Below are 19,099 nucleotides of genomic sequence, written 5' to 3'. Positions count from 1 at the left end.
CTGCGGGCCGGCTACCAGCGGTACAGGGCCCAGACCTGGTTTCCGTTGTCGTCGTCGGCGCTCTTGTGGTTCCACTGGACGACGTCGGTGCCGTTGTTCACGTCCGAGTACGGGATGTCCAGGACGAGCCAGCTGGCGTTGTTCCAGAGGGCGCCCTCGTTCGCGACCTTGTCGTTCTGGCCGAAGGACCATTTCTGGTTGGCGCCCCCGTGGCAGTCCCAGACCCGGATCGGCGCCCCCGGGTCGGTGCGCCAGTCGGCGACCTCCAGGCACTTGCCGCTCTCGGCGTTCACCAGGGTGGTGCCGGCGCTCTTGTTCAGGTCGTCGAGGTACCAGCGCTGGTTCAGGCCGCCGTTGCAGTCCCACTGCTGGGCAGTGGCGCCGTTGTAGTCCTGACCGCCCGGGATCTCCAGGCACTTGCCGCTGTTGGTGTTGACGACCGCGAAGTAGCCGTAGTCCGTCGCGGCGGAGGCGGGGGAGACCGCCAGGGTCATCAGCAGCCCGGTCGCACCTGCCGCCGCAAGCGCGGCACGTCGAACCGACTTCATCACATTCGTCTGCATGGTCCACCCGATCGATCTCGCGGGACCGCACCGCGCGGCCCCGATGCGGCGATCCTGGGGTGGGCCCTTAACCGTTGCTTATCCGTTCGATACCCGTGCCCTCCCACCGCAGGTGAAGCGGTGTGCCACGCAAAAAGGCCGGTCCTGATTCCAGGGGAATCCGGACCGGCCGTCATGCCGCACACCTCATGCCAGGTGGAACACCTCGGTGAGCGGCACCATGGCGTCGTCCGCCGCCTCCGACTGCTCGAAGAAGCCCGCCATGTCCCGCTGCCACCGCTCGTTCACCTCGGTGGTGGCCATCGCCTTGCGTGCCGCGTCGAAGTCCTCAGTCTCCAGATAGCCGACGAGCAGCCCGTCCTCGCGCAGGAAGAGCGAGTAGTTGTGCCAGCCCGCATCGGAGAGCGCGGAGAGCATCTCCGGCCAGACGGCGGCATGACGCTCGCGGTACTCGTCGACGCGGTCCTTGCGTACGTTCAGCAGAAAACAGACGCGCTGCATGATCGGGACTCCCGGACGGTGGGCGCGCCGGTGCGAGGCCGCAGGGCGCACGGACTGAAGGATCGGCTGAGAGGCCGACTGAAAGGTTTCAATCGGGCTCGTCGAAAGCTAGACGGATCTTGCGTGCGCGGTCAATGGGGCGCCGGGGCGGACGGCGGATGTGCGGCCGGCGGGGCCGGGGGTGTGCGGCGGGCGGGGCCGGGGTGGGTGCGTGGTGGCTCTTACGTCGCCACTACGCTCCGCTCGCTAGCGTGCCTCCGGCCACGAAAAAGGCCCTCCGGTCGGAGGGCCCCACGGTTGTACGGCTGTGCGCCCCCGGCAGGACTCGAACCTGCGGCCAAGCGCTTAGAAGGCGCCTGCTCTATCCACTGAGCTACGGGGGCCGGGTGTGGGCCTCGGTGACCTGGAGCCCTGGGACCCGGGCGGTCCGTGACCTTGCCGGGACAAGGATAGGGCTCCGATTGTCTCGGCCCGGTTGCTTCACCTGCGTGGCACGATGTGGAGGTTCAGTGAAGCGAGACGATAATCGCAGGTAGGTGCGATTCATGCACCGCTTTTGGCGCCTCACGCCCCGGGTGTTGTGCACTCGTTATGCCTGCGCCCCACTCATCCCCTCTGTCCGGACGGGGGAACCGGCGCGCAGAGGTGGCTATACGCTTCAAAAAGGCGCCAAAATTGGGCATTCTTCGCATGTGGTGACCTTGGACGTACGGCCTCAGCTCATCGACGCACTTTCCGCCCTGCGCGACCGTGTCGCTGCCGTGCGTCTTCCACTCCCGCTCCCAGGAGCTCCACGCGCCCGGCAGACCAGGATCGAACTGCTCGCGCAGCTCGACGACTACCTGCTGCCCAGGCTCAAGGACCCCGAAGCACCCCTGCTCGCGGTCATCGGCGGATCCACCGGCGCGGGCAAGTCGACGCTCGTCAACTCCCTCGTCGGGCGCCGGGTCAGCGAGGCCGGTGTACTGCGGCCGACCACGCGGACACCCGTGCTCGTCTGCCATCCGGATGATCATCACTGGTTCGCCGGGATCCGGGTGCTGCCACAGCTCACCCGGGTCTGGCTGCCACCCGAGGAGTCTGCCGACCCCGGCCAGTGCGACGACCTCGACGGACTCGACGGGAGCGCGGCCGAGGAGGGAACCGCACTCCGCGTCGAGACCGCCGCCGGACTGCCGCGCGGCCTCGCCCTGCTGGACGCCCCCGACATCGACTCGCTCGTCGTCCGCAATCGCGTCCTGGCCGCCGAACTCATCTGCGCGGCGGACGTCTGGGTCATGGTGACCACCGCCTCCCGCTACGCCGACGCCGTGCCGTGGCATCTGCTGCGTACGGCAAAGGAGTACGACGCCTCCCTCGTCACCGTCCTCGACCGGGTACCGCACCAGGTGATCGCCGAAGTGTCACGGCAGTACGGCGCACTGCTCACCAAGGCCGGACTCGGCGAGGTGCCCCGCTTCACCATCCCCGAACTGCCCGAATCGGCCGGCGGAGGCAGCAGGCTGCTGCCCACCACCGCCGTCGCCCCGCTGCGCGCCTGGCTCACCCACCGCGCGCAGGACCCGGCCGCCCGCCAGCAGGCGGTCGGGCGGACGGCGGCCGGGGTCATCGATTCCCTCGACGTCCGGATGCCGGCGCTCGCCGGAGCCGTCGCGGCGCAGTACGCGGCCGCCGTCCGGCTGACCGGTGTGGTGGAGGACGCCTACGGCAAGGAGGGCGCACGCGTCCGGAAGCGGCTCCAGAACGGCGGGGCGCTTGCGGGGGACGCCCGGACACGGTGGCGCGGCTACCCGCTCTACAGCACCTCGGAGGAGGTGCTCGACGCGCTCGTGGACTCCCTCGCCGCACTTCTGGAATGCGCGGTGGCCGCCGCCGACGAACAGATCCGCACGACCTGGCGGCGCGAGCCCGCAGCCGCCGTCCTCGGCTTCGAGACGGCAGGCCGGGAAGCCGGCGGCTGGGGGCCCGCCGAGGACATCCGTGGCCGGATCGCCATGACCGTACGGCGGTGGCGCCGGGTCCTGGAGGAACTGGCCGAGGAGGAGGTGCGCCTCATGGAACGCAACACCGCGCCCGACACCGAAACCGTCGCCACCCTCCTCGCCGCCGCGCTTCTCGGCGGACGCCGGGCCCGGACCGCCGGAGAGCAACTGGCCGAACGCATCGGCGTCCAGGGCGCCCTGCGACTGCGCGACAAGGGGGGCGCGCTGCTCACCACGTACCTCGACCAGGTGCTCGGCGGCGAACGCGACCGCCGGCTCGCCCCGTTGGACGCGCTCGACGTGGCCCCCGAACCGCAGGCCGAACTGATTGCCGCGCTGTCCGTACTGCAGAAGGAGAGGTGGCAGCGATGACTGCCGTCACTGACGAGGGTCCGGGACAGGGCAGGGGACGTACCCGGGCCGAGGAGCCGGCACCCGGGCGGAGCCCGGACGGCGGAGCCGCCTCCGGCGAGAACCCCGGTCACGGCCCGGACAGGCCGCCGGGCGGCTGGGACGACGGACTCATCGCCCGAAGGGCCGCCACCGCCACCGACGGGACCGCGCCCGGCCAGGCCCCGCAGGCCGTCCCGGAGGACGACGTACGGCCCCAGGTCGAGGCGTACGTCCCCTCCGGCAGCCCGCTCGGCCCGCGCCTGGACGCGCTGCGTGAACTCGTCGGCCTCTCCAGGGCCCGGCTCGACCGGACCGCCCTCGCCGAGGCGGGCCGGGTGCTCGACGAGGCCGCGGCCCGGCAGCGGCTCTCCTCCCGCCACACCGTCGTCGCCATCGCCGGAGCGAGCGGCAGCGGCAAATCGACCCTTTTCAACTCCCTCGCGGGCGCCCAGATCTCCGAGTCCGGACTCCGCAGGCCCACCACCGCCGCGCCCCTCGCCTGCTCCTGGACGGACGGTGCCGCGGGGCTGCTGGACCGCCTCGCGATCCCGGGGCGGCTCAGGCGCAGGCCGCAGCCCGGCAGCGCGGCCGCCGACGAGGCGCTCCAGGGCCTCGTCCTGGTCGACCTGCCCGACCACGACTCGGCGGCGCGAGGCCACCGCGACCAGGTGGACCGGGTGCTGGCGCTCGTCGACGCGGTGATCTGGGTGGTGGACCCGGAGAAGTACGCGGACGCCGCCCTGCACGAGCGCTATCTGCGGCCGCTGGCCGGACACGCGGAGGTCACCTTCGTGGTCCTCAACCAGATCGACCGGCTGCCGGGAGAAGCCGCCGACCAGGTCCTGGACGACCTGCGCCGACTCCTCGACGAGGACGGCATGGCGCTGGGCGAACACGGCGAACCCGGCGCCACCGTCCTGTCCCTGTCCGCCCTCACCGGCGACGGGGTGGGTGAACTGCGCGAACTGCTCGGCCGGTTCGTCCAGGACCGCACGGCGGCCACCCGCCGGCTCTCCGCCGACGTGGACGCCGCCGCGGCCAGGCTCCGCCCGGTGTACGTCGCCGAGGGGCGGCCGGGGCTGGGGGAGGGGGCCCGGGAGGAGTTCACCGACCGGCTCGCGGAGGCCGTGGGCGCCGCCGCCGCAGGGCAGGCGGCCGAACGCGAATGGCGCCGCAACGCAGGACGGGCGTGCGGGACGCCGTGGCTGCGGCTGTGGCGCTGGTACGAGTCCACCCGGCAGCCGGGCGGCCTGGACCGCGGTGCGCTCACCGCACCGCCCGAGGAGCACCTCACCGCACGCCAGCGGATCGAGCAGGCGGTCCGCACGGTGGCCGACGACGCCGCCGACGGACTGCCCGGACCCTGGGCGCAGGCGGTGCGCGAGGCCGCGGTGCACGGGGCGCAGGGGCTGCCCGAAGCGCTCGACGAACTGGCCGGGCGGGCCACGGGGGCGGGTGCGGAGGGCCGGGACACGGACACGGGCCTCGGCGCCGGGGCCGGGTCCGGCGTCCGGGGCGGTGCGGGGGCCGCTGTTCGGGGTGGTGCGGGCCAGTCGGGTCAGGCGCATGCGGGTCGCGGTGCGAAGCCCCCACGTCCGGCCTGGTGGCCTGCGGCCGTACTGGCTCAGGTGGCGATGACGCTGCTGCAGATCTTCGGCGGCCTGTGGCTGGCCGGCCAGATCATCGGTGTACTGGAACCGGGGCTGCTGACGCCTGCTCTGGTGATGCTGGCGGGCATCATCGGCGGCCCGCTGGTGGAGTGGTCGTGCGCGGCGGCGGCCCGGGGGCCTGCGCGACGGTACGGCCAGGAGGCCGAGCGCAGGCTGCGCGAAGCGGCAGCGGCCTGCGGGCGGGCCCGGGTCCTCGATCCGGTGGCGGCGGAACTGGTGCGCTACCGGGAGGTGCGCGAGCGCTTCGTGGCGGTGACGGAGTTTTCCACAACGGGCCGTTAGTCCACAGGCCTCAGCACGAATTCCGCCTCCCCTTCAGCATGGGATCAGCGACCGCACGCAGGAACGTGGTCACCGATATCCGGACCGAAGGGGAGGCGGAGTCATGAACGAGACCTTGGTGACGCTGGTGGGGAACGCGGCGACCGGCGTGGAGTTCCGGGAGACCGCGAGCGGGGGAATGGCGCGATTCCGGTTCGCGGTGACGCCGCGGCGGTGGGACCGGGAGAAACAGCACTGGACGGACGGGCACACCAGCTTCTACACCGTGTGGGCCTGGCGCACCCTGGCGTCGAACCTCTCGGGTTCCGTGGCCGTGGGGGAGCCCCTGGTGGTGCACGGCAGGCTGAAGGTGCGCGAGGAGGAACGGGAGGGGCAGCGCCGGACGTTCGTGGACATCGAGGCGGTGGCGGTGGGACACGATCTGACCCGGGGGGCGTCGGCGTTCCGGCGCGTGGTCAGGGGCGATCCGGGGCTGACGGCGCGGACCGGCGGCCGGGAGGCCGGTGAGCCGGACCAGTGGGCCGTACGGGACCGTCCGGCGGACCTGGAACAGCCCGCGGACCGGGCGGAGCCACGGGATGCGGAGCGTGAGCCGGCGGCGGCCGGCCGGGCGAAACGCCCTGCCGCGAGGCGCCGGACGGTACGTCAGGAAGAGAAAGCGGAGCTGGTGTCGGCGCCCTGACCGGCCACCCGTTGGAGGAGGGCGACGACAGCATTGCGGCCGAGTCCCCTCCCCCGTCGGGACGTTATCCGGGGTAACGATTCCGATTCGGAATGGTTGTCGGACGGTATGAGGGGGGACTGTGCTTCGCTCGGTCCTTAGGATTCCTCAGTACTCACAGGGCACTTGAGTAGGCTGGCGGGACAATCCCCACACGCGTACCGGACGCGAGGGTCTCGCCCGGAGGGGAATTCTGTGTTTTCTGTTTCTTCAGCGACCGCCTCGTCATCCACGACGACGGCCGAACCCCGACGAACCCGGGGCATAGCCCGACTGGCTGCCACGGTGGTGGCATCGGGCCTGGTCGTGGCAGGCGTCCTCACCGGCGCGGGCGTCGCGACCGCCGACGAGGCACTCCAGCACCAGGGCGGCGCGACCGCGACCCTGGACGGGCTGAAGACCTTCGACACCGCGGTCCTCCACACGAACGGCAAGGACCAGAAGCTGCCCGCCGGGCTCTTCGAGATGACTGTCGACGGTGGCGGCAACTTCAAGACGTACTGCATCGACATCCACAACCCCACCCAGGACAAGGCGAAGTACCTGGAGACTCCCTGGAGCCAGACCTCGCTCGGCACGAACAAGAACGCCGGCAAGATCCGCTGGATCCTGGAGCACTCCTACCCGAAGGTCAACGACCTCCAGGCACTTGCCGAGGAGGCCGGTACGGGCCCGCTCACCGAGCGGACCGCGGCGGCAGGCACCCAGGTCGCCATCTGGCGCTACTCGGACGACGCCGACGTCAACGCGTCCGACGACCAGGCGGAGAAGCTCGCCGACTGGCTGGAGAAGTCCGCCACCGACACCGCCGAGCCCAAGGCGTCCCTCGCCCTGGACCCCGCCGCGGTGTCCGGTCGCTCCGGCCAGCGCGTCGGCCCGGTCACCGTCCACACCAACGCCGGCCAGGTCTCGGTGACCCCGCCCGCCGACTCCGCCAGCGGCGTCCGGGTCACCGACAAGAACGGCAAGGCCGTCACCACGGCCACCGACGGTGCCGAGCTCTACTTCGACATCCCGGCAGGCGCCGCTGACGGCTCCGCCTCCCTGACCGTCCAGGCGACCACCTCCGTCCCCGTCGGCCGGGCCTTCGCCGGTGCCACCAAGAGCCAGACCCAGATCCTGGCCGGCTCCAGCGAGTCCACGGTCTCCGCCGGCGCCACCGCGACGTGGGCGGGCAAGGGCGCGATCCCGGCGGTCACCGCCAAGAAGAACTGCGCCAAGGGCGGCGTGGACGTCACCGCGAGCAACGAGGGTGACGAGGCGTTCACCTACGAACTGGCCGGCGCGCAGCACACGGTCGAGCCCGGCAAGTCCGAGACGGTGACCGTGCCGGTCGCCGAGGACCAGGCGTACGACGTCACGGTCACCGGCCCCGACGGCTTCACCCGCACCTTCAAGGGCGTGCTGGACTGCCTGACCACCGGCAGCGGCAACGACGTCACCACGCAGACGGCCGACAAGCCCGCCACGACCACCGCCACAGCCGGCGGCAGCACGGCCGGCGCCGAGGGCAACCTCGCCGAGACCGGTGGCTCCAACGCCACCCCGATCATCGCGGGTGTCGCGATCGCCCTGGTCGTCATCGGCGGCGGCGCGGTCTTCTTCCTCCGCCGTCGCAACGGCCAGTCCGCAGCCGAGTGATGAGCTGCAGGCGCACTGTCACGGTGCGCTGATCACGGCCCCGGTACGGCTTCGGCCGGTCGGGGCCGTGGTGCATCCGGAGGCACTGAACACGCGCCATCGCGTGGCGGGTCTCCACGGCCCCGGATTTGCCTTTGTCCAACGTGTCTCGTTCGACCTCGAGCAGCCCGAACCGAGATGGGTCCGCCGGGAGCAGTACGCGGACGCGAGCAGTACGCGGGCGCGAGCACCGCGATCTACGCCTTTCCCGACATGTTCACGAGCTGTGAGAAGGCGGGATTCAGAGTCGCCGTGGAGGCAGAACGTGTCCTGGCCATCGTTGATCATCCTTGTCCCCGAGCAGCGACGCCCGTCGATCGAAGGGCGATTCCGCGCCTTTGGTCTCGTGCCGGATCCTGTGACGGGCGACGAAAGGCTGCACTGGCACGGACATTCGTATCGACTCGACGTCTCAGGCGGGATCCTGGCGGACTATGAGCCGGACGAGCTCGAGCAAGTGACGGCCGCGATCGGCGAACCGTACGCGGTCCATGTGTCGTGCCAGTCGATGGACGCGGCCCGGGCATTCCTCCGCGAGGTCCTTCCCGGTGTCGACGGTCTTGTCGACACCAACCACTTCGAGATCTTGCCGGCGAGCGAGTTCCTCGCACTGGTGGACCGTCATCCCGGCTGGGACTGGCGTCGCCGGCCGAGTACAGACCTCCGGTAGGGCGGCCCAGATCGTCTTCCTGCTACCGCGTGGGGGGTTCCTGGCCTGCCGAGTCCGCATCGCGGGATCCGGATTGCGGCCACGACCGCTTCGAAGGCCGGCGCGTCACCGGCCCGGCTTGCAGTGACGTGGATGGCCGGAGGCCGTGCCCGGCCGTCGCCGGCCAGGCGGGCCTTCGTGCTCAAGCCGACGCCGGGCGCAGGAGTGCGTGGTCCTCGGGCTCCGACCGGCCGGCAGCTGCCCGGCATCAGGTGTGTGCGTGCTGACGAACGGTGCGGGCTCTGTGTAGCGTGACCGCAAGGATGAGCCAAGGATCAAGGTGTACGGCTCGGGCACCGAGATCACCGTTGCAGCGAACGCCGCCGGTCTGCGGGACCTGGCCGAGCGGCTCGTCAGTCTTTCCGGTCCCGAACTCCGAGACGGCTACCACGAGCATCTCGAGGGTGGCATCAATCTCGAAGAGGGATCGGTCAGTCTGATCCTGGCCCGAGACGAAACGCTGTAGAGCCACGCCGGATACGGAGAGAAGGCAGAACCGACCGGATTCGAACCGGCGTCCTCGCGGTTTTGGAGACCGCGCGCGACGACCTCTGCGCTACGGCTCCGCCCATCCGCCATCCTAAGGGCTGTCCCGTAATCCCTGGCGGGCGCGCGACGACAGCTACGGCACCTCGCCGCGTTGTCGGAACGTCCGAATGCATCCAGTATGCGGACGCTCCTCCGCCTTGCGATGCACCACATCTGACGCCGCGCGCTGATCCACCACGGATTCCAATGAGTCCCTTCCAATTCCTGTGGTCGGCGACCTCTGTGGGAACAGTCAGGCACCGGTCGACGGCCTCGTAGGGGCACAGCCGACGGGACTGGATACTGGCCCTCAACGCAGGCACGGATGAGGAGCATGGCCAATGACCAGCGACAATCGCATAGGACCGCCCATATTTGGCAGCGAACGCGACATGCTGCGGGCTTTCCTCGACTACCACCGCGCAACACTTGCCCTGAAGTGCGAAGGGCTCACCGACGAAGAACTGCGGCAGCAGTCGATGCCGCCATCCACGCTTTCGCTGCTCGGCCTGGTGCGGCACATGGCGGAGGTGGAGCGTGCCTGGTTCCGTCGAGTGTTCGAGGACAACGACGCGCCCATGGTCTGGTCCGAAAAGATCGACTTTCAGGCAGCGTACGACGCGAGTGCGTCGACCAGGGACGAGGCGTTCGCGGCCTGGGATGCCGAGGTGGAGAACTCGCGCCGTATAGAGCGTGAGGCCGAGTCCCTGGACCAGGCCGGGTATCAGCCACGATGGGGCGAGGAGGTGTCGCTGCGGATGGTGATGATGCACGTGCTTCTGGAGTACGGCCGCCACAACGGGCACGCGGACTTCCTGCGTGAAGGTGTCGACGGGACCGTGGGCGCATGAGTCCGCAGGAGCCATCGATCTCCACATGCTGATCCATTCCAGGGAATCGCCCGCAGGGTTGGAAGGAGGGAGTCCAACGTCATTGTGTGCAGACAGAGTTGGATTCCCTCGCCTCCCCTGCCTGTCCAAGCAGCCCGACTACGACAAGCGCCTGCGCAAGGCCACCGAGCTGCCGCGGCGGGTGACCCGGGTGCCGGCAACCGACACCTCCGTACGGAGTGATGGCATGTGGTTCGTGGACTCCACGCCGGTGGAGTGCGGATGCTCCCGCGCGACCGCCAAGTGCTCCGACCTGGCCGGATGGGCCGAGTATGGGTACTGCGCCGGCCACAGCCGCTTCTTCGGGGGCCCCGTGTCAGGCGACTTGGGCCGTCTCTGGGCCGTCAGGTGGGAGAGAGGGACGCTGCCGGGGGCCGATCAGCTGCAGCCCACCGGGATCGTTCCCAGCGCCGATATCGGCGCGCATCACGTCGCGCATCCTCTTCCAGCGCTCCCAAATACGATCGAAGTCTGTTCGTAGGCCTTCGAATGACCCATCCGGGTCGGGAGTCCCTTCTTCCAGGGACATGACCCGTCGGTACACCTCTGCCAGTGCCGAAGTCATCCCGTCCAGTTCGGCCAGAACAGCTGCGGACGCGATCAACTGAGCCTCGGTGAAGGCTGCGTGGTGATCGCGGCGGGCCTCCTCGACCGCTTCCCGTGCTTCCGGCGTCACAGCCTCCCTGTTTATGGTCCACAGGAAGTCCATGAGGTGCGTTCGGTAACGCCGGAACGAGGCGCTGACCTGCATGTAGCCGTCGCGTCGGCGGCTCAGCTCAGCTGCCTGCTGCTCGCGGCGCCACTGCGCTTCGACCAACTGCTGCTGACGATCGAACTGTTCCGATTGCACGCGGGCCAGAAGGCGTTGCGACAGGACAGAGGCAATGAGCGTGCCTGTGACGCCAATCACCGCAGCAGCCAATCCGATGAGAGCGTTTCCCATTTGACCCCCCGGCTGGCTGAGAGAACCACGTCGCCGGCATCCTTCCCGCGATGTCGTGGCCGCAGACGTCTTTCGGGGTCTTGGTGCCTGCATCGCCCCGTACATCGCGCTATGGCCTTTCGGGTGCGGGTCTTGCTGCTCGGCATCAGGTGCGTGTACACGCGGAGCGTGAACCCGGGTCCGCTGTGGCCGAGGTGGAGACTCAGCGCCTCGACGTTCTCACCGGCGTCCGGAAGTACCGACGCGTGGAAGTGCCGCAAGGCGTGCATGCCGCGTTCACGGACTGCCGCGTATCGCTGCCCCTTCTCCGGCACCGGGATGATGCCAGGGGAGGCAAATGCGGACTTCCACCGCTCGTCGTTGATGCCATTGCTTGCTCCATGGTGCAGTGCCGACGCTGATCGTGAAGGCGAGTCGACGGTGGAACTTGGGGCCGGTGACCAACACCGTTGGTCACCCAGGGACCGCGGTTCTAGTCTGACGAGGTGATGAAACTGGAGGGAAGCCTGGTGCCGCGCCCGAGTGCACGCGTGGTGTTGCTGGACGACGCCAGTCGGCTACTGCTGTTCTCTGCCCTGAACAAGGAGGACGGTTCCGTTCGGTGGTTCACCCCTGGAGGCGGACTCCAGCCGGGCGAAAGCCACGAGCAGGCAGCCCTGAGGGAGTTGCGAGAAGAAACCGGGCTGACGAACCTCTCGCTGGGTCCGGAGATTTGGCGAGGGCGTCCGTGGACAGCGGTCCGGGGCGGCGTCGCCTATGAGGTTCGCCAGCGCTACTACATGGCCCGGACGCCTGCGTTCCAGGTCGATACCTCGGCGTTCGAGGAGATCGAGAAGGCCGCGATCACCGGGCACCGCTGGTGGACCACAGCGGAACTGGCCGCGACCTCGGATGTGCTGCGGCCGGCTGAGCTGCCGAAACTATTGGCGTCCCTGCTGACCGACGGCCCGCCGCACCGGCCGATCCTCGTGGACGGCTGAGCGCACGTCCTTGAGCACACCGCCGACCGACAGCCGGCCGAAGCGGGGCCGGGCCCTGCCGAACGCGGGGCCGTGTCCCTGCCGAACCTGCCTGTCAGGGACACGGACCGGCAGGGGCCTTGGGCAACCCAACGATCGCCGAACACCTCCGGACCACGGCGGACACTCCACATCCACAGGCGTGGTGTCACCCGGCGGGGCTGGCTCCCGAAACCGTTGACGATCATGGACCTGTGTCTGGCCCGTCCTCGTCACAGATGGAGCAAAGTGGCTCCCAAACTCACCGATGCAGTGGCTCCCGTTCAGATCCGTGTGTCCGGACAGGCAACTGCCGAGGAGGCGTCTCTCCTCGGCATCCAGAAGTCCGCTCTTGTCACCCACATCAGGCGTACGTACAACAGCGGCCAGGAAAGGCCCGTAGAGACCGCGGACAGCGTCGTGCCTGCCACCCTGCGCGAGATCGTTTACGAGATTCCCACCGGGCGATAGCGGGGTGGCTGAGGCTGTGCCGACCTCAGTCCTGCAGGTCCGGCCAGCCGTCCTTGTTGGAGAAGGTCTCGAAGCAGTACCGGGTTGAGCTGTCCCACTCCTGGCCGGTGGCCAGTTCGTATGCCGTGTCCGGTACGTAGAGCAGCCACTCGGCGTCGTACTTGGTGGAGGTGTACGGGGCGAACTTGTCGACGTCGAAGAAGACGCTTTCCCAGACGGCTCGACCGGCGGCGACCACGGCGCAACGTGTGTAAAGGAACTGGTCGGCCGACATGGGGAACGGACTCCCGTCGCGATCCGTCAGGTCGACGACCGGCAGGACACCGAATTTCTCCTGGTCCAGACGGTAGAGAGCCTCGGCATGGCGTTCAGCGAAGCCCACGATGTCTGCGACCGGGCGACGGCCCAGCTCTTCAGCGAGCCGCTGGCAGTTCAGCTCGCTGGCCTCACCGTTCAAGGTGTCTATAAGTGCCCAGAAGTCGGCCTGCGTGATTCTCACGGACGCAGGATGCCAGGTAGGGAGCCGACTGGCCCTGGCCGGCCGAGAAGTTGTCCGGCGAAGACGCTCTTGAGCCTTTCCGCTCCGGGCGGTCTTGACGCTCCTCGGCGGTGTTCCGGCCGCGGCACCCGGGCCCGCAACCGGCGCTGCCCGCATTCAGCCCGAGCGGACCACATTCGCCCAATGATCGTTCCTGGGTCGTCCCTGGGCCGCACGAGGGCGCTCAGTGACCGGGCGCGACAGTCAGTGACAGATCACCTACAACCGCAGACACGCGTACGGCCAGGTCACAGCCACCAGCCGATACGGGTTTCCGTCAAGAGGTAGCAGTCAGGCAAGATGGGGTGTATCTGCCCACTCATCGATTGCCGGACGGTTTCTCTTGGCTGAGTACATCTACACGATGCGCAAGACACGCAAGGCGCACGGCGACAAGGTCATCCTTGACGACGTGACGCTGAGCTTCCTGCCCGGCGCGAAGATCGGTGTGGTGGGTCCCAACGGTGCCGGTAAGTCCACGGTGCTGAAGATCATGGCGGGCCTGGAGCAGCCGTCCAACGGTGACGCCTTCCTTTCGCCCGGGTTCAGCGTCGGCATCCTCATGCAGGAGCCCCACCTCGACGAGTCGAAGACCGTTCTGGAGAACGTCCAGGACGGCGCCGCCGAGATCATGGGCAAGCTCAAGCGCTTCAACGAGGTCGCCGAGCTCATGGCGACCGACTACTCCGACGCGCTCATGGACGAGATGGGCAAGCTCCAGGAGGACCTGGACCACGCCAACGCGTGGGACCTGGACGCTCAGCTGGAGCAGGCCATGGACGCTCTGGGCTGCCCGCCCGGCGACTGGCCCGTCACCAACCTCTCCGGTGGTGAGAAGCGCCGCGTCGCGCTCTGCAAGCTCCTCATCGAGGCGCCCGACCTGCTGCTGCTCGACGAGCCCACCAACCACCTGGACGCCGAGTCGGTGAACTGGCTGGAGCAGCACCTCTCGAAGTACGCGGGCGCCGTGGTCGCCGTCACCCACGACCGGTACTTCCTGAACAACGTCGCCGAGTGGATCCTCGAGCTCGACCGCGGCCGCGCCATCCCGTACGAGGGCAACTACTCCACGTACCTGGAGAAGAAGTCCACCCGCCTCAAGGTCGAGGGCCGCAAGGACGAGAAGCGGCAGAAGCGGCTCAAGGAAGAGCTGGAGTGGGTGCGGTCGAACGCCAAGGGGCGCCAGACCAAGTCCAAGGCGCGTCTCGCCCGGTACGAGGAGATGGCGGCCGAGGCGGACAAGATGCGGAAGCTGGACTTCGAGGAGATCCAGATTCCGCCGGGCCCGCGGCTCGGTTCCATCGTCGTCGAGGTCGAGAACCTCTCGAAGGCCTTCGGCGACAAGGTCCTCATCGACGACCTGTCGTTCACGCTGCCGCGTAACGGCATCGTCGGCATCATCGGTCCGAACGGTGCGGGCAAGACCACGCTGTTCAAGATGATCCAGGGCCTGGAGACGCCGGACAGCGGCTCCATCAAGGTCGGCGACACGGTCAAGATCTCGTACGTCGACCAGAGCCGCGCCAACATCGACCCGAAGAAGACGCTGTGGGCGGTCGTCTCGGACGAGCTGGACTACATCAACGTCGGCCAGGTCGAGATGCCGTCGCGGGCGTACGTCTCCGCGTTCGGCTTCAAGGGCCCGGACCAGCAGAAGCCGGCCGGTGTGCTCTCCGGTGGTGAGCGCAACCGCCTCAACCTGGCACTGACGCTCAAGGAGGGCGGCAACCTGCTGCTCCTCGACGAGCCCACCAACGACCTCGACGTCGAGACTCTGTCCTCGCTCGAGAACGCGCTGCTGGAGTTCCCCGGTGCGGCCGTGGTCATCTCCCACGACCGTTGGTTCCTGGACCGCGTCGCCACCCACATCCTCGCCTACGAGGGTGACTCCAAGTGGTACTGGTTCGAGGGCAACTTCGAGTCGTACGAGAAGAACAAGGTCGAGCGTCTCGGTGCGGACGCGGCCCGCCCGCACCGTGCCACGTACAAGAAGCTCACGCGAGGCTGATCGTCTTGGCACGTCACATCTACAGCTGCCCGCTGCGCTGGTCGGACATGGATGCCTTCGGCCACGTCAACAACGTGGTCTTCCTCCGCTACCTGGAGGAGGCGCGCATCGACTTCATGTTCCGGCTGGCGCCGGGGGACGGCTCGCCGTCCTTCGCGGGCGGTTCCGTAGTGGCCCGGCACGAGATCGACTACGTGCGCCCGCTGGTCCACCGGCACGCGCCGGTGACCGTCGAGTCATGGGTCACGAAGATAGGCGCCGCTTCGCTCACGATCGCGTACGAGATCAAGGATCCGGAGCAGGTGTACGTACGGGCGTCGACCGTTGTCGTCCCGTACAACCTGGCCGAGGAGCGCCCCCGGAGGATCTCGGCGGAGGAGAAGCTCTTCCTCCAGGCGTATCTGGCCGAGGAGCCCGCGGCAGTATGACCGCGCCTGTGCAGTCCCTGCAGTTCGCCGACGCGAGGGAGGCCGCGGATCTCGCGGCCTTCCTCGGCCGGCTGCTCCACTACGACCGTGCCGCGGCCGTGCGGCTGCAGGCGGGCGGCGGTGCGCTGGCCGTGTTCGGCCGGCCACCGTCGTTCGAGGTTCTGGCGATCCGGGCGGTGCGGTTCGACGGTACGCACGAATTCGACGTGACCGTGTCCGCCGGTGAGTTCCTGGAGTCGCTGGAGGAGTCGACCGGCTCCGGTGCGGTCCCCGCGCCGGTCACGGGCCCGCCGTGGACGGGTGTGCTGCCTCCGCGCGGCGGCTGGGAGGAACAGCCGGGGCTGCCCGACGCCCTCTCCCTGCGTGCGGCGCTGACCGACGCCGTCGCGGAGTTCCGTACCCGTGACGAGGCCCTGCCCGAGGACCGGCGTACGCGCGCGGAGCGGGATCTCATCGGGCGCGACATCTGGTCCCGGACCGTCGGCAGTACGGAGCTTCCGCTGCGTGCTGTGCATGCGGCCCAGGCGCTCGGTTTTCTGCGTGCAGCCGACGATTTTCCCGTGGCCCTGCTGGCCACCGGCGCGTGGCTGCGGCTGCGTACCCCCTACGGGTCCATCGCCCTGCGGCGGGCCGGCGCGGCGGGGGGCCTGGGGACGCTCGCCGTCTCCGTGGGCGGGTAGACGCCCCACCGGCCGGGGCGGGCAAACGCCCACCGGCCGCGGTCACCAGCGCATGTGGACGTCCTCGGCCCAGCCCAGCAGCCGTTCCACCGCGATCTCCGTACCGTCGTCGGTGCGGACACGCCCGTCGTAGTAGCCGAAGCACTGGTCGGTGCGGTTGTCGATCAGGCCGGTCTCCGTGCGTGTCGACCGGTTGTGGAACGGGGTGAATGTCAGGTCGACCTGGTCGGACGACGGCGTACGGATGGTCCAGGGCGCGAGGAAGTCGGTCGTGGACCACCGCCAGTCCAGTTCCTCGCCGATCTTGGTCAGGCGTCCGTCCACACAGAGCCCGTTCTCCGTGGAGCCGGTGCCCGTCGTCCAGCGCCCGCCGAACTGGAGGCCCACCGTGTGCCCGTCGGTGCGTCCGGACGCGGCGCCCCAGTTCCAGTCGACCGTGCGCGGCCAGCGGCCGCGGCCGTGGTCCAGGACGGCCCAGGTGTCGTCCCCGTCGAAGTCCAGGAACTCGGTGCCGATCCTGACCCGGCCGGACGCGGGGAGCGCGGTGTGCTTGGAGGTGTACTGGAACCGGCGTTCGCTCCACGGGACGACGACGGAGAGCGACTCGTGCTCCGGAGGCCGGGCGACCAGGATGTCGACCTCCAGCGGAAGCCGGTCCGGGGTCAGGCAGCGGGCCCTCAGCCGGGTGCCGGCGTTCTCGTCGCGGATCTCGACGCGCACCTTGCCGCTGGACGGCCGCTCGGGTCCGACCACCACGTCCCGGGAGCCGGGGGCGCCCGCGACGGTGTCGGGGAGCTCGACGCCGAAGCCGCCGGGGATGATCGCGGTGCGCTCCGACTCCAGCCCGCCCGGTGCGTATTCGAGCAGGTAGACGGTGTTCAGAGCGAGGAAGTCCAGGTCACTGACGGTCAGCGCCACCAGATGGGTGGGCGTCGTCACGCACCAGTACTCCCAGCGCTTCGTGCGGCCCCAGCCGCGCAGATTGGCGCGGTGAAGCGGGACCCGGGACCAGCCGACCGCAGCCGGATTCAGACTGCCGTCGGGCAGACAGAGGTCGACCGGCTCGGTGATCTCGCGTTCGGACGTCGTCATGCGCGGATCCTATAGCGGGCCCCGTCTCGTGCCCCGGCAGTCCTGCCCCGGGGCAGGAGACGGGCCCCGGGGCCCTTCCCCCGCAGTCCTGTCCGGGATCCTGCAGCAGGCCCTCGGGCCCCTTCCCGCAGGCCTGCTCACTCCGGCCCGGGACGATATCCGGGGGTGGAGTACCGGATTCCCGACTCGTTCGATCGCGGCTCAGCCCTCGGTGTTCACCATCGAGGCGGCCGCATAGGTGAGGTAGTCCCACAGCTGCCGCTCGTGCTCCGGGGCCAGCCCGAGTTCGTCCAGCGCCACCCGCATGTGGCTCAGCCAGGCGTCGTGCGCTGCGCGGTCCACCCGGAACGGCGCGTGCCGCATCCGCAGCCGGGGGTGTCCGCGCTCCTCGCTGTAGGTGCGGGGGCCGCCCCAGTACTGCATCAGGAACAGCGTGAACCGCTCCTCGGCCGGGCCCAGATCCTCCTCCGGGTACATCGGCCGCAGCAGCGGGTCCCCGGCCACGCCCTGGTAGAAGCGGTGGACCAGGCGCCGGAAGGTCTCCTCGCCGCCGACCAGCTCGTAGAAGGTCAGCTCCTGCAGCGTGTCGTGCGGATTCTCAGTCACCCGTCCATGGTCGCAGACGCGCCCGCCGGGCACGGCGGCCCGGGGCGCGGATCGCGCCATCCCCCCTTGCCGCGTGCCCCTTGCCGCGTGCCGGTGGCGGGGCCGGCCGACGTTCCGTCCTGGGGCCGTCCTTGGTCCTGCCCGGCTTCTCTCCGGTCCCTTTCCGGCTCCCGCTGTAATTCGTGATGCGAACTAGTATGGTTCGTGTTGCGAATGAGTGTCGGTTCGTGTCGCGAATGATTGGTTCCGATCGTGGTGGGAGTGGGAGTGGGAAACGTGGCGAGTGGAATCGGGCGGGGCGAAAACGTGGATCGTACGGTTGTGGTCATCGGTGGGGGGTACGGCGGCGCCGCGGTCGCGAAAGCGCTCGACGAGGAGACGGACGTCGTACTCATAGACCCCAAGGACGCGTTCGTTCATGCGGCGGGGGCGCTGCGGGCGCTGGTCCGGCCCGACTGGGCGGGGCACATCTTCTTTCCGTACGACACCCTGCTGCGGCGCGGCACCGTCCGCCGTGAGCGTGCCGCCTCGGTGGATCCGGGCGGCGTCACCCTGGCCTCGGGGGAGCGGATCGGGGCCGCACATCTGGTCCTCGCCACCGGTTCGGACTACCCGTTCCCGGCCAAGATGGACACCGACCTCTCCGGAGAGGCTCTGGAGCACATCCATGAGGCCCATGCCGAACTGGCCGCGGCCGAGCGCGTACTGATCGCCGGCGCCGGACCGGTCGGGCTGGAGCTCGCCGGCGAGATCAAGGCGGTGTGGCCGGGCAAGCACGTGATCATCACCGACCCCGCGGGCCGGCTGGTCCCGGGCTTCCTGCCGGAGTTCCGCGAGGAACTGCGCAGGCAGCTGGACGCGCTCGGTGTGGAGCTGCGACTGGGCACCGCCCTGGCCGGGCAGCCGCCCACCGGGCCGGGCCGGGGCAAGTCCTTCACCGTGGCCACCACCGATGGCGAAGAGATCTCCGCCGACATCTGGTTCCGCTGCTACGGCGGGCGCACCAACAGCGACTACCTCGCCGACGGCCGGGTCGCCGTACGCACCCCGCAGGGCCGGGTCCGGGTCACCGAGACGCTCAACGTCGAGGGTCACGACCACATCTACGCTCTCGGGGACATCACGGACCTGGCCGAGGCCAAGATGGCCGGCTACGCCATGAAGCACGCCGAGGTGGTGGTGGAGAACATCCTCGCCCAGGTGCGTGGAGGGCGGCCCACGGCCACCTACCGGCCGTCCCCCGTGCCCTCGGTGCTGCTGCCGCTCGGCCCCGGCGGCGGGGTGGGGCAGGTGCCCACGCCCGACGGGCCCGCTCTCCTGCCGGCGTCGGCGGTCAGCGAGTACAAGGGCTTGGACCTGTTCACCGGCCGGTTCGCCGCGCTGTTCGGAGTGGCGCGCGGGTAGGGCCCGTGGTGC

18 protein-coding genes, 2 tRNA genes and 3 pseudogenes are annotated in these 19,099 nt (G+C 69.5%); 14 read left to right on the top strand and 9 right to left on the bottom strand.

The genetic code is table 11. The features are described from left to right. Positions 1–11: 11 nt before the first annotated feature. From ABT025_RS19275 to ABT025_RS19265, 3 genes are all read right to left on the bottom strand, one after another. A complete protein-coding gene (locus ABT025_RS19275; RefSeq protein ID WP_350995508.1) occupies positions 12–563 on the bottom strand; it encodes an RICIN domain-containing protein in 552 nt (183 codons plus the stop codon). Between the two features lie 186 nt (positions 564–749). Next, positions 750–1,064, bottom strand: coding sequence for an L-rhamnose mutarotase (locus tag ABT025_RS19270; RefSeq protein WP_350995506.1), 315 nt, complete (start codon positions 1,062–1,064; stop codon positions 750–752). A 310-nt stretch (positions 1,065–1,374) separates the two neighbouring features. Next, positions 1,375–1,447, bottom strand: a tRNA-Arg gene (locus ABT025_RS19265). A 318-nt stretch (positions 1,448–1,765) separates the two neighbouring features. Here ABT025_RS19265 and ABT025_RS19260 point away from each other — a divergent pair. The 5 genes from ABT025_RS19260 to ABT025_RS19240 all read left to right on the top strand — a co-directional run bounded on the left by ABT025_RS19260 (position 1,766) and on the right by ABT025_RS19240 (position 8,462). Next, a complete protein-coding gene (locus ABT025_RS19260; RefSeq protein WP_350995564.1) occupies positions 1,766–3,418 on the top strand; it encodes a dynamin family protein in 1,653 nt (550 codons plus the stop codon). Continuing rightward, positions 3,415–5,391: a YfjP family GTPase gene (locus ABT025_RS19255; RefSeq protein WP_350995504.1), complete on the top strand. Its 1,977-nt coding sequence runs from the start codon at positions 3,415–3,417 to the stop codon at positions 5,389–5,391. Before ABT025_RS19260 ends, ABT025_RS19255 begins: the two co-directional genes overlap by 4 nt. A 103-nt stretch (positions 5,392–5,494) precedes the next feature. Continuing rightward, a complete protein-coding gene (locus ABT025_RS19250) occupies positions 5,495–6,073 on the top strand; it encodes a single-stranded DNA-binding protein (protein WP_350995502.1) in 579 nt (192 codons plus the stop codon). A gap of 234 nt (positions 6,074–6,307) precedes the next feature. Then, entirely contained in the window at positions 6,308–7,753 is a 1,446-nt protein-coding gene (locus tag ABT025_RS19245; RefSeq protein WP_350995500.1) for an LAETG motif-containing sortase-dependent surface protein, read from the top strand. A gap of 304 nt (positions 7,754–8,057) precedes the next feature. Beyond that, positions 8,058–8,462, top strand: a complete 405-nt coding sequence (locus ABT025_RS19240; RefSeq protein ID WP_350995498.1) for a hypothetical protein — start codon at positions 8,058–8,060, stop codon at positions 8,460–8,462. An 8-nt stretch (positions 8,463–8,470) separates the two neighbouring features. On the opposite strand, the pseudogene ABT025_RS19235 reads toward ABT025_RS19240, so the two are convergent. Beyond that, positions 8,471–8,685 (bottom strand): annotated as a pseudogene (locus ABT025_RS19235) (IS5/IS1182 family transposase); the annotation flags it as partial. Between the two features lie 96 nt (positions 8,686–8,781). Here ABT025_RS19235 and ABT025_RS19230 point away from each other — a divergent pair. Beyond that, complete coding sequence (locus tag ABT025_RS19230; protein ID WP_350995496.1) at positions 8,782–8,967, top strand: Imm32 family immunity protein; 186 nt, start codon at positions 8,782–8,784, stop codon at positions 8,965–8,967. A 25-nt stretch (positions 8,968–8,992) separates the two neighbouring features. Here the strand turns inward: ABT025_RS19230 and ABT025_RS19225 are convergent. Then, a tRNA-Trp gene (locus tag ABT025_RS19225) sits at positions 8,993–9,067 on the bottom strand. A gap of 303 nt (positions 9,068–9,370) precedes the next feature. Between ABT025_RS19225 and ABT025_RS19220 the strand changes: the two genes are divergently transcribed. Beyond that, entirely contained in the window at positions 9,371–9,880 is a 510-nt protein-coding gene (locus ABT025_RS19220) for a DinB family protein (protein ID WP_350995494.1), read from the top strand. A 115-nt stretch (positions 9,881–9,995) separates the two neighbouring features. Then, positions 9,996–10,229: pseudogene (locus ABT025_RS19215) on the top strand (IS982 family transposase); the annotation flags it as partial. Between the two features lie 6 nt (positions 10,230–10,235). Here the strand turns inward: ABT025_RS19215 and ABT025_RS19210 are convergent. Beyond that, positions 10,236–10,862 carry a hypothetical protein gene (locus tag ABT025_RS19210; RefSeq protein ID WP_350995568.1) on the bottom strand — a complete coding sequence of 209 codons (627 nt, stop codon included), beginning with the start codon at positions 10,860–10,862 and terminating at the stop codon, positions 10,236–10,238. Positions 10,863–11,350: 488 nt separating this feature from the next. Here ABT025_RS19210 and ABT025_RS19200 point away from each other — a divergent pair, with 488 nt between their 5' ends. Together ABT025_RS19200 and ABT025_RS19195 are read left to right on the top strand one after the other, a co-directional pair. Then, a complete protein-coding gene (locus ABT025_RS19200; protein WP_350995562.1) occupies positions 11,351–11,842 on the top strand; it encodes an NUDIX hydrolase in 492 nt (163 codons plus the stop codon). A gap of 321 nt (positions 11,843–12,163) precedes the next feature. Continuing rightward, positions 12,164–12,331, top strand: a pseudogene (locus ABT025_RS19195) (GntR family transcriptional regulator); the annotation flags it as partial. Positions 12,332–12,356: 25 nt separating this feature from the next. Here ABT025_RS19195 and ABT025_RS19190 read toward each other — a convergent pair. Beyond that, a complete protein-coding gene (locus tag ABT025_RS19190) occupies positions 12,357–12,830 on the bottom strand; it encodes a DUF4240 domain-containing protein (protein WP_350995492.1) in 474 nt (157 codons plus the stop codon). Positions 12,831–13,212: 382 nt separating this feature from the next. On the opposite strand from ABT025_RS19190, the gene ettA reads away from it, so the two are divergent. Genes ettA through ABT025_RS19175 form a run of 3 tightly spaced genes read left to right on the top strand, consistent with a single transcriptional unit; the run spans position 13,213 to position 15,985 of the window. Then, on the top strand, positions 13,213–14,877 hold the full coding sequence (gene ettA, locus ABT025_RS19185; RefSeq protein WP_350995489.1) for an energy-dependent translational throttle protein EttA: 1,665 nt from the start codon (positions 13,213–13,215) through the stop codon (positions 14,875–14,877). A gap of 5 nt (positions 14,878–14,882) precedes the next feature. Beyond that, complete coding sequence (locus ABT025_RS19180) at positions 14,883–15,305, top strand: acyl-CoA thioesterase (protein WP_350995485.1); 423 nt, start codon at positions 14,883–14,885, stop codon at positions 15,303–15,305. Continuing rightward, positions 15,302–15,985: a DUF8010 domain-containing protein gene (locus ABT025_RS19175; protein WP_350995483.1), complete on the top strand. Its 684-nt coding sequence runs from the start codon at positions 15,302–15,304 to the stop codon at positions 15,983–15,985. The genes ABT025_RS19180 and ABT025_RS19175 overlap by 4 nt, the downstream gene beginning before the upstream one ends. 42 nt (positions 15,986–16,027) lie before the next feature. Here the strand turns inward: ABT025_RS19175 and ABT025_RS19170 are convergent, their stop codons facing one another. Next, on the bottom strand, positions 16,028–17,077 hold the full coding sequence (locus ABT025_RS19170) for a DUF2804 domain-containing protein (RefSeq protein ID WP_350995481.1): 1,050 nt from the start codon (positions 17,075–17,077) through the stop codon (positions 16,028–16,030). A gap of 201 nt (positions 17,078–17,278) precedes the next feature. Continuing rightward, positions 17,279–17,683, bottom strand: a complete 405-nt coding sequence (locus tag ABT025_RS19165) for a globin (RefSeq protein WP_350995479.1) — start codon at positions 17,681–17,683, stop codon at positions 17,279–17,281. Positions 17,684–17,989: 306 nt separating this feature from the next. Between ABT025_RS19165 and ABT025_RS19160 the strand changes: the two genes are divergently transcribed. Further along, a complete protein-coding gene (locus ABT025_RS19160) occupies positions 17,990–19,087 on the top strand; it encodes an FAD-dependent oxidoreductase (protein WP_350995477.1) in 1,098 nt (365 codons plus the stop codon). The last annotated feature ends 12 nt before the right edge of the window (positions 19,088–19,099 follow it).

Source organism: Streptomyces sp. NPDC002809 (assembly GCF_040295435.1).
Taxonomy (GTDB): domain Bacteria; phylum Actinomycetota; class Actinomycetes; order Streptomycetales; family Streptomycetaceae; genus Streptomyces.
This window is presented reverse-complemented; position numbering and strand designations above follow the sequence as displayed.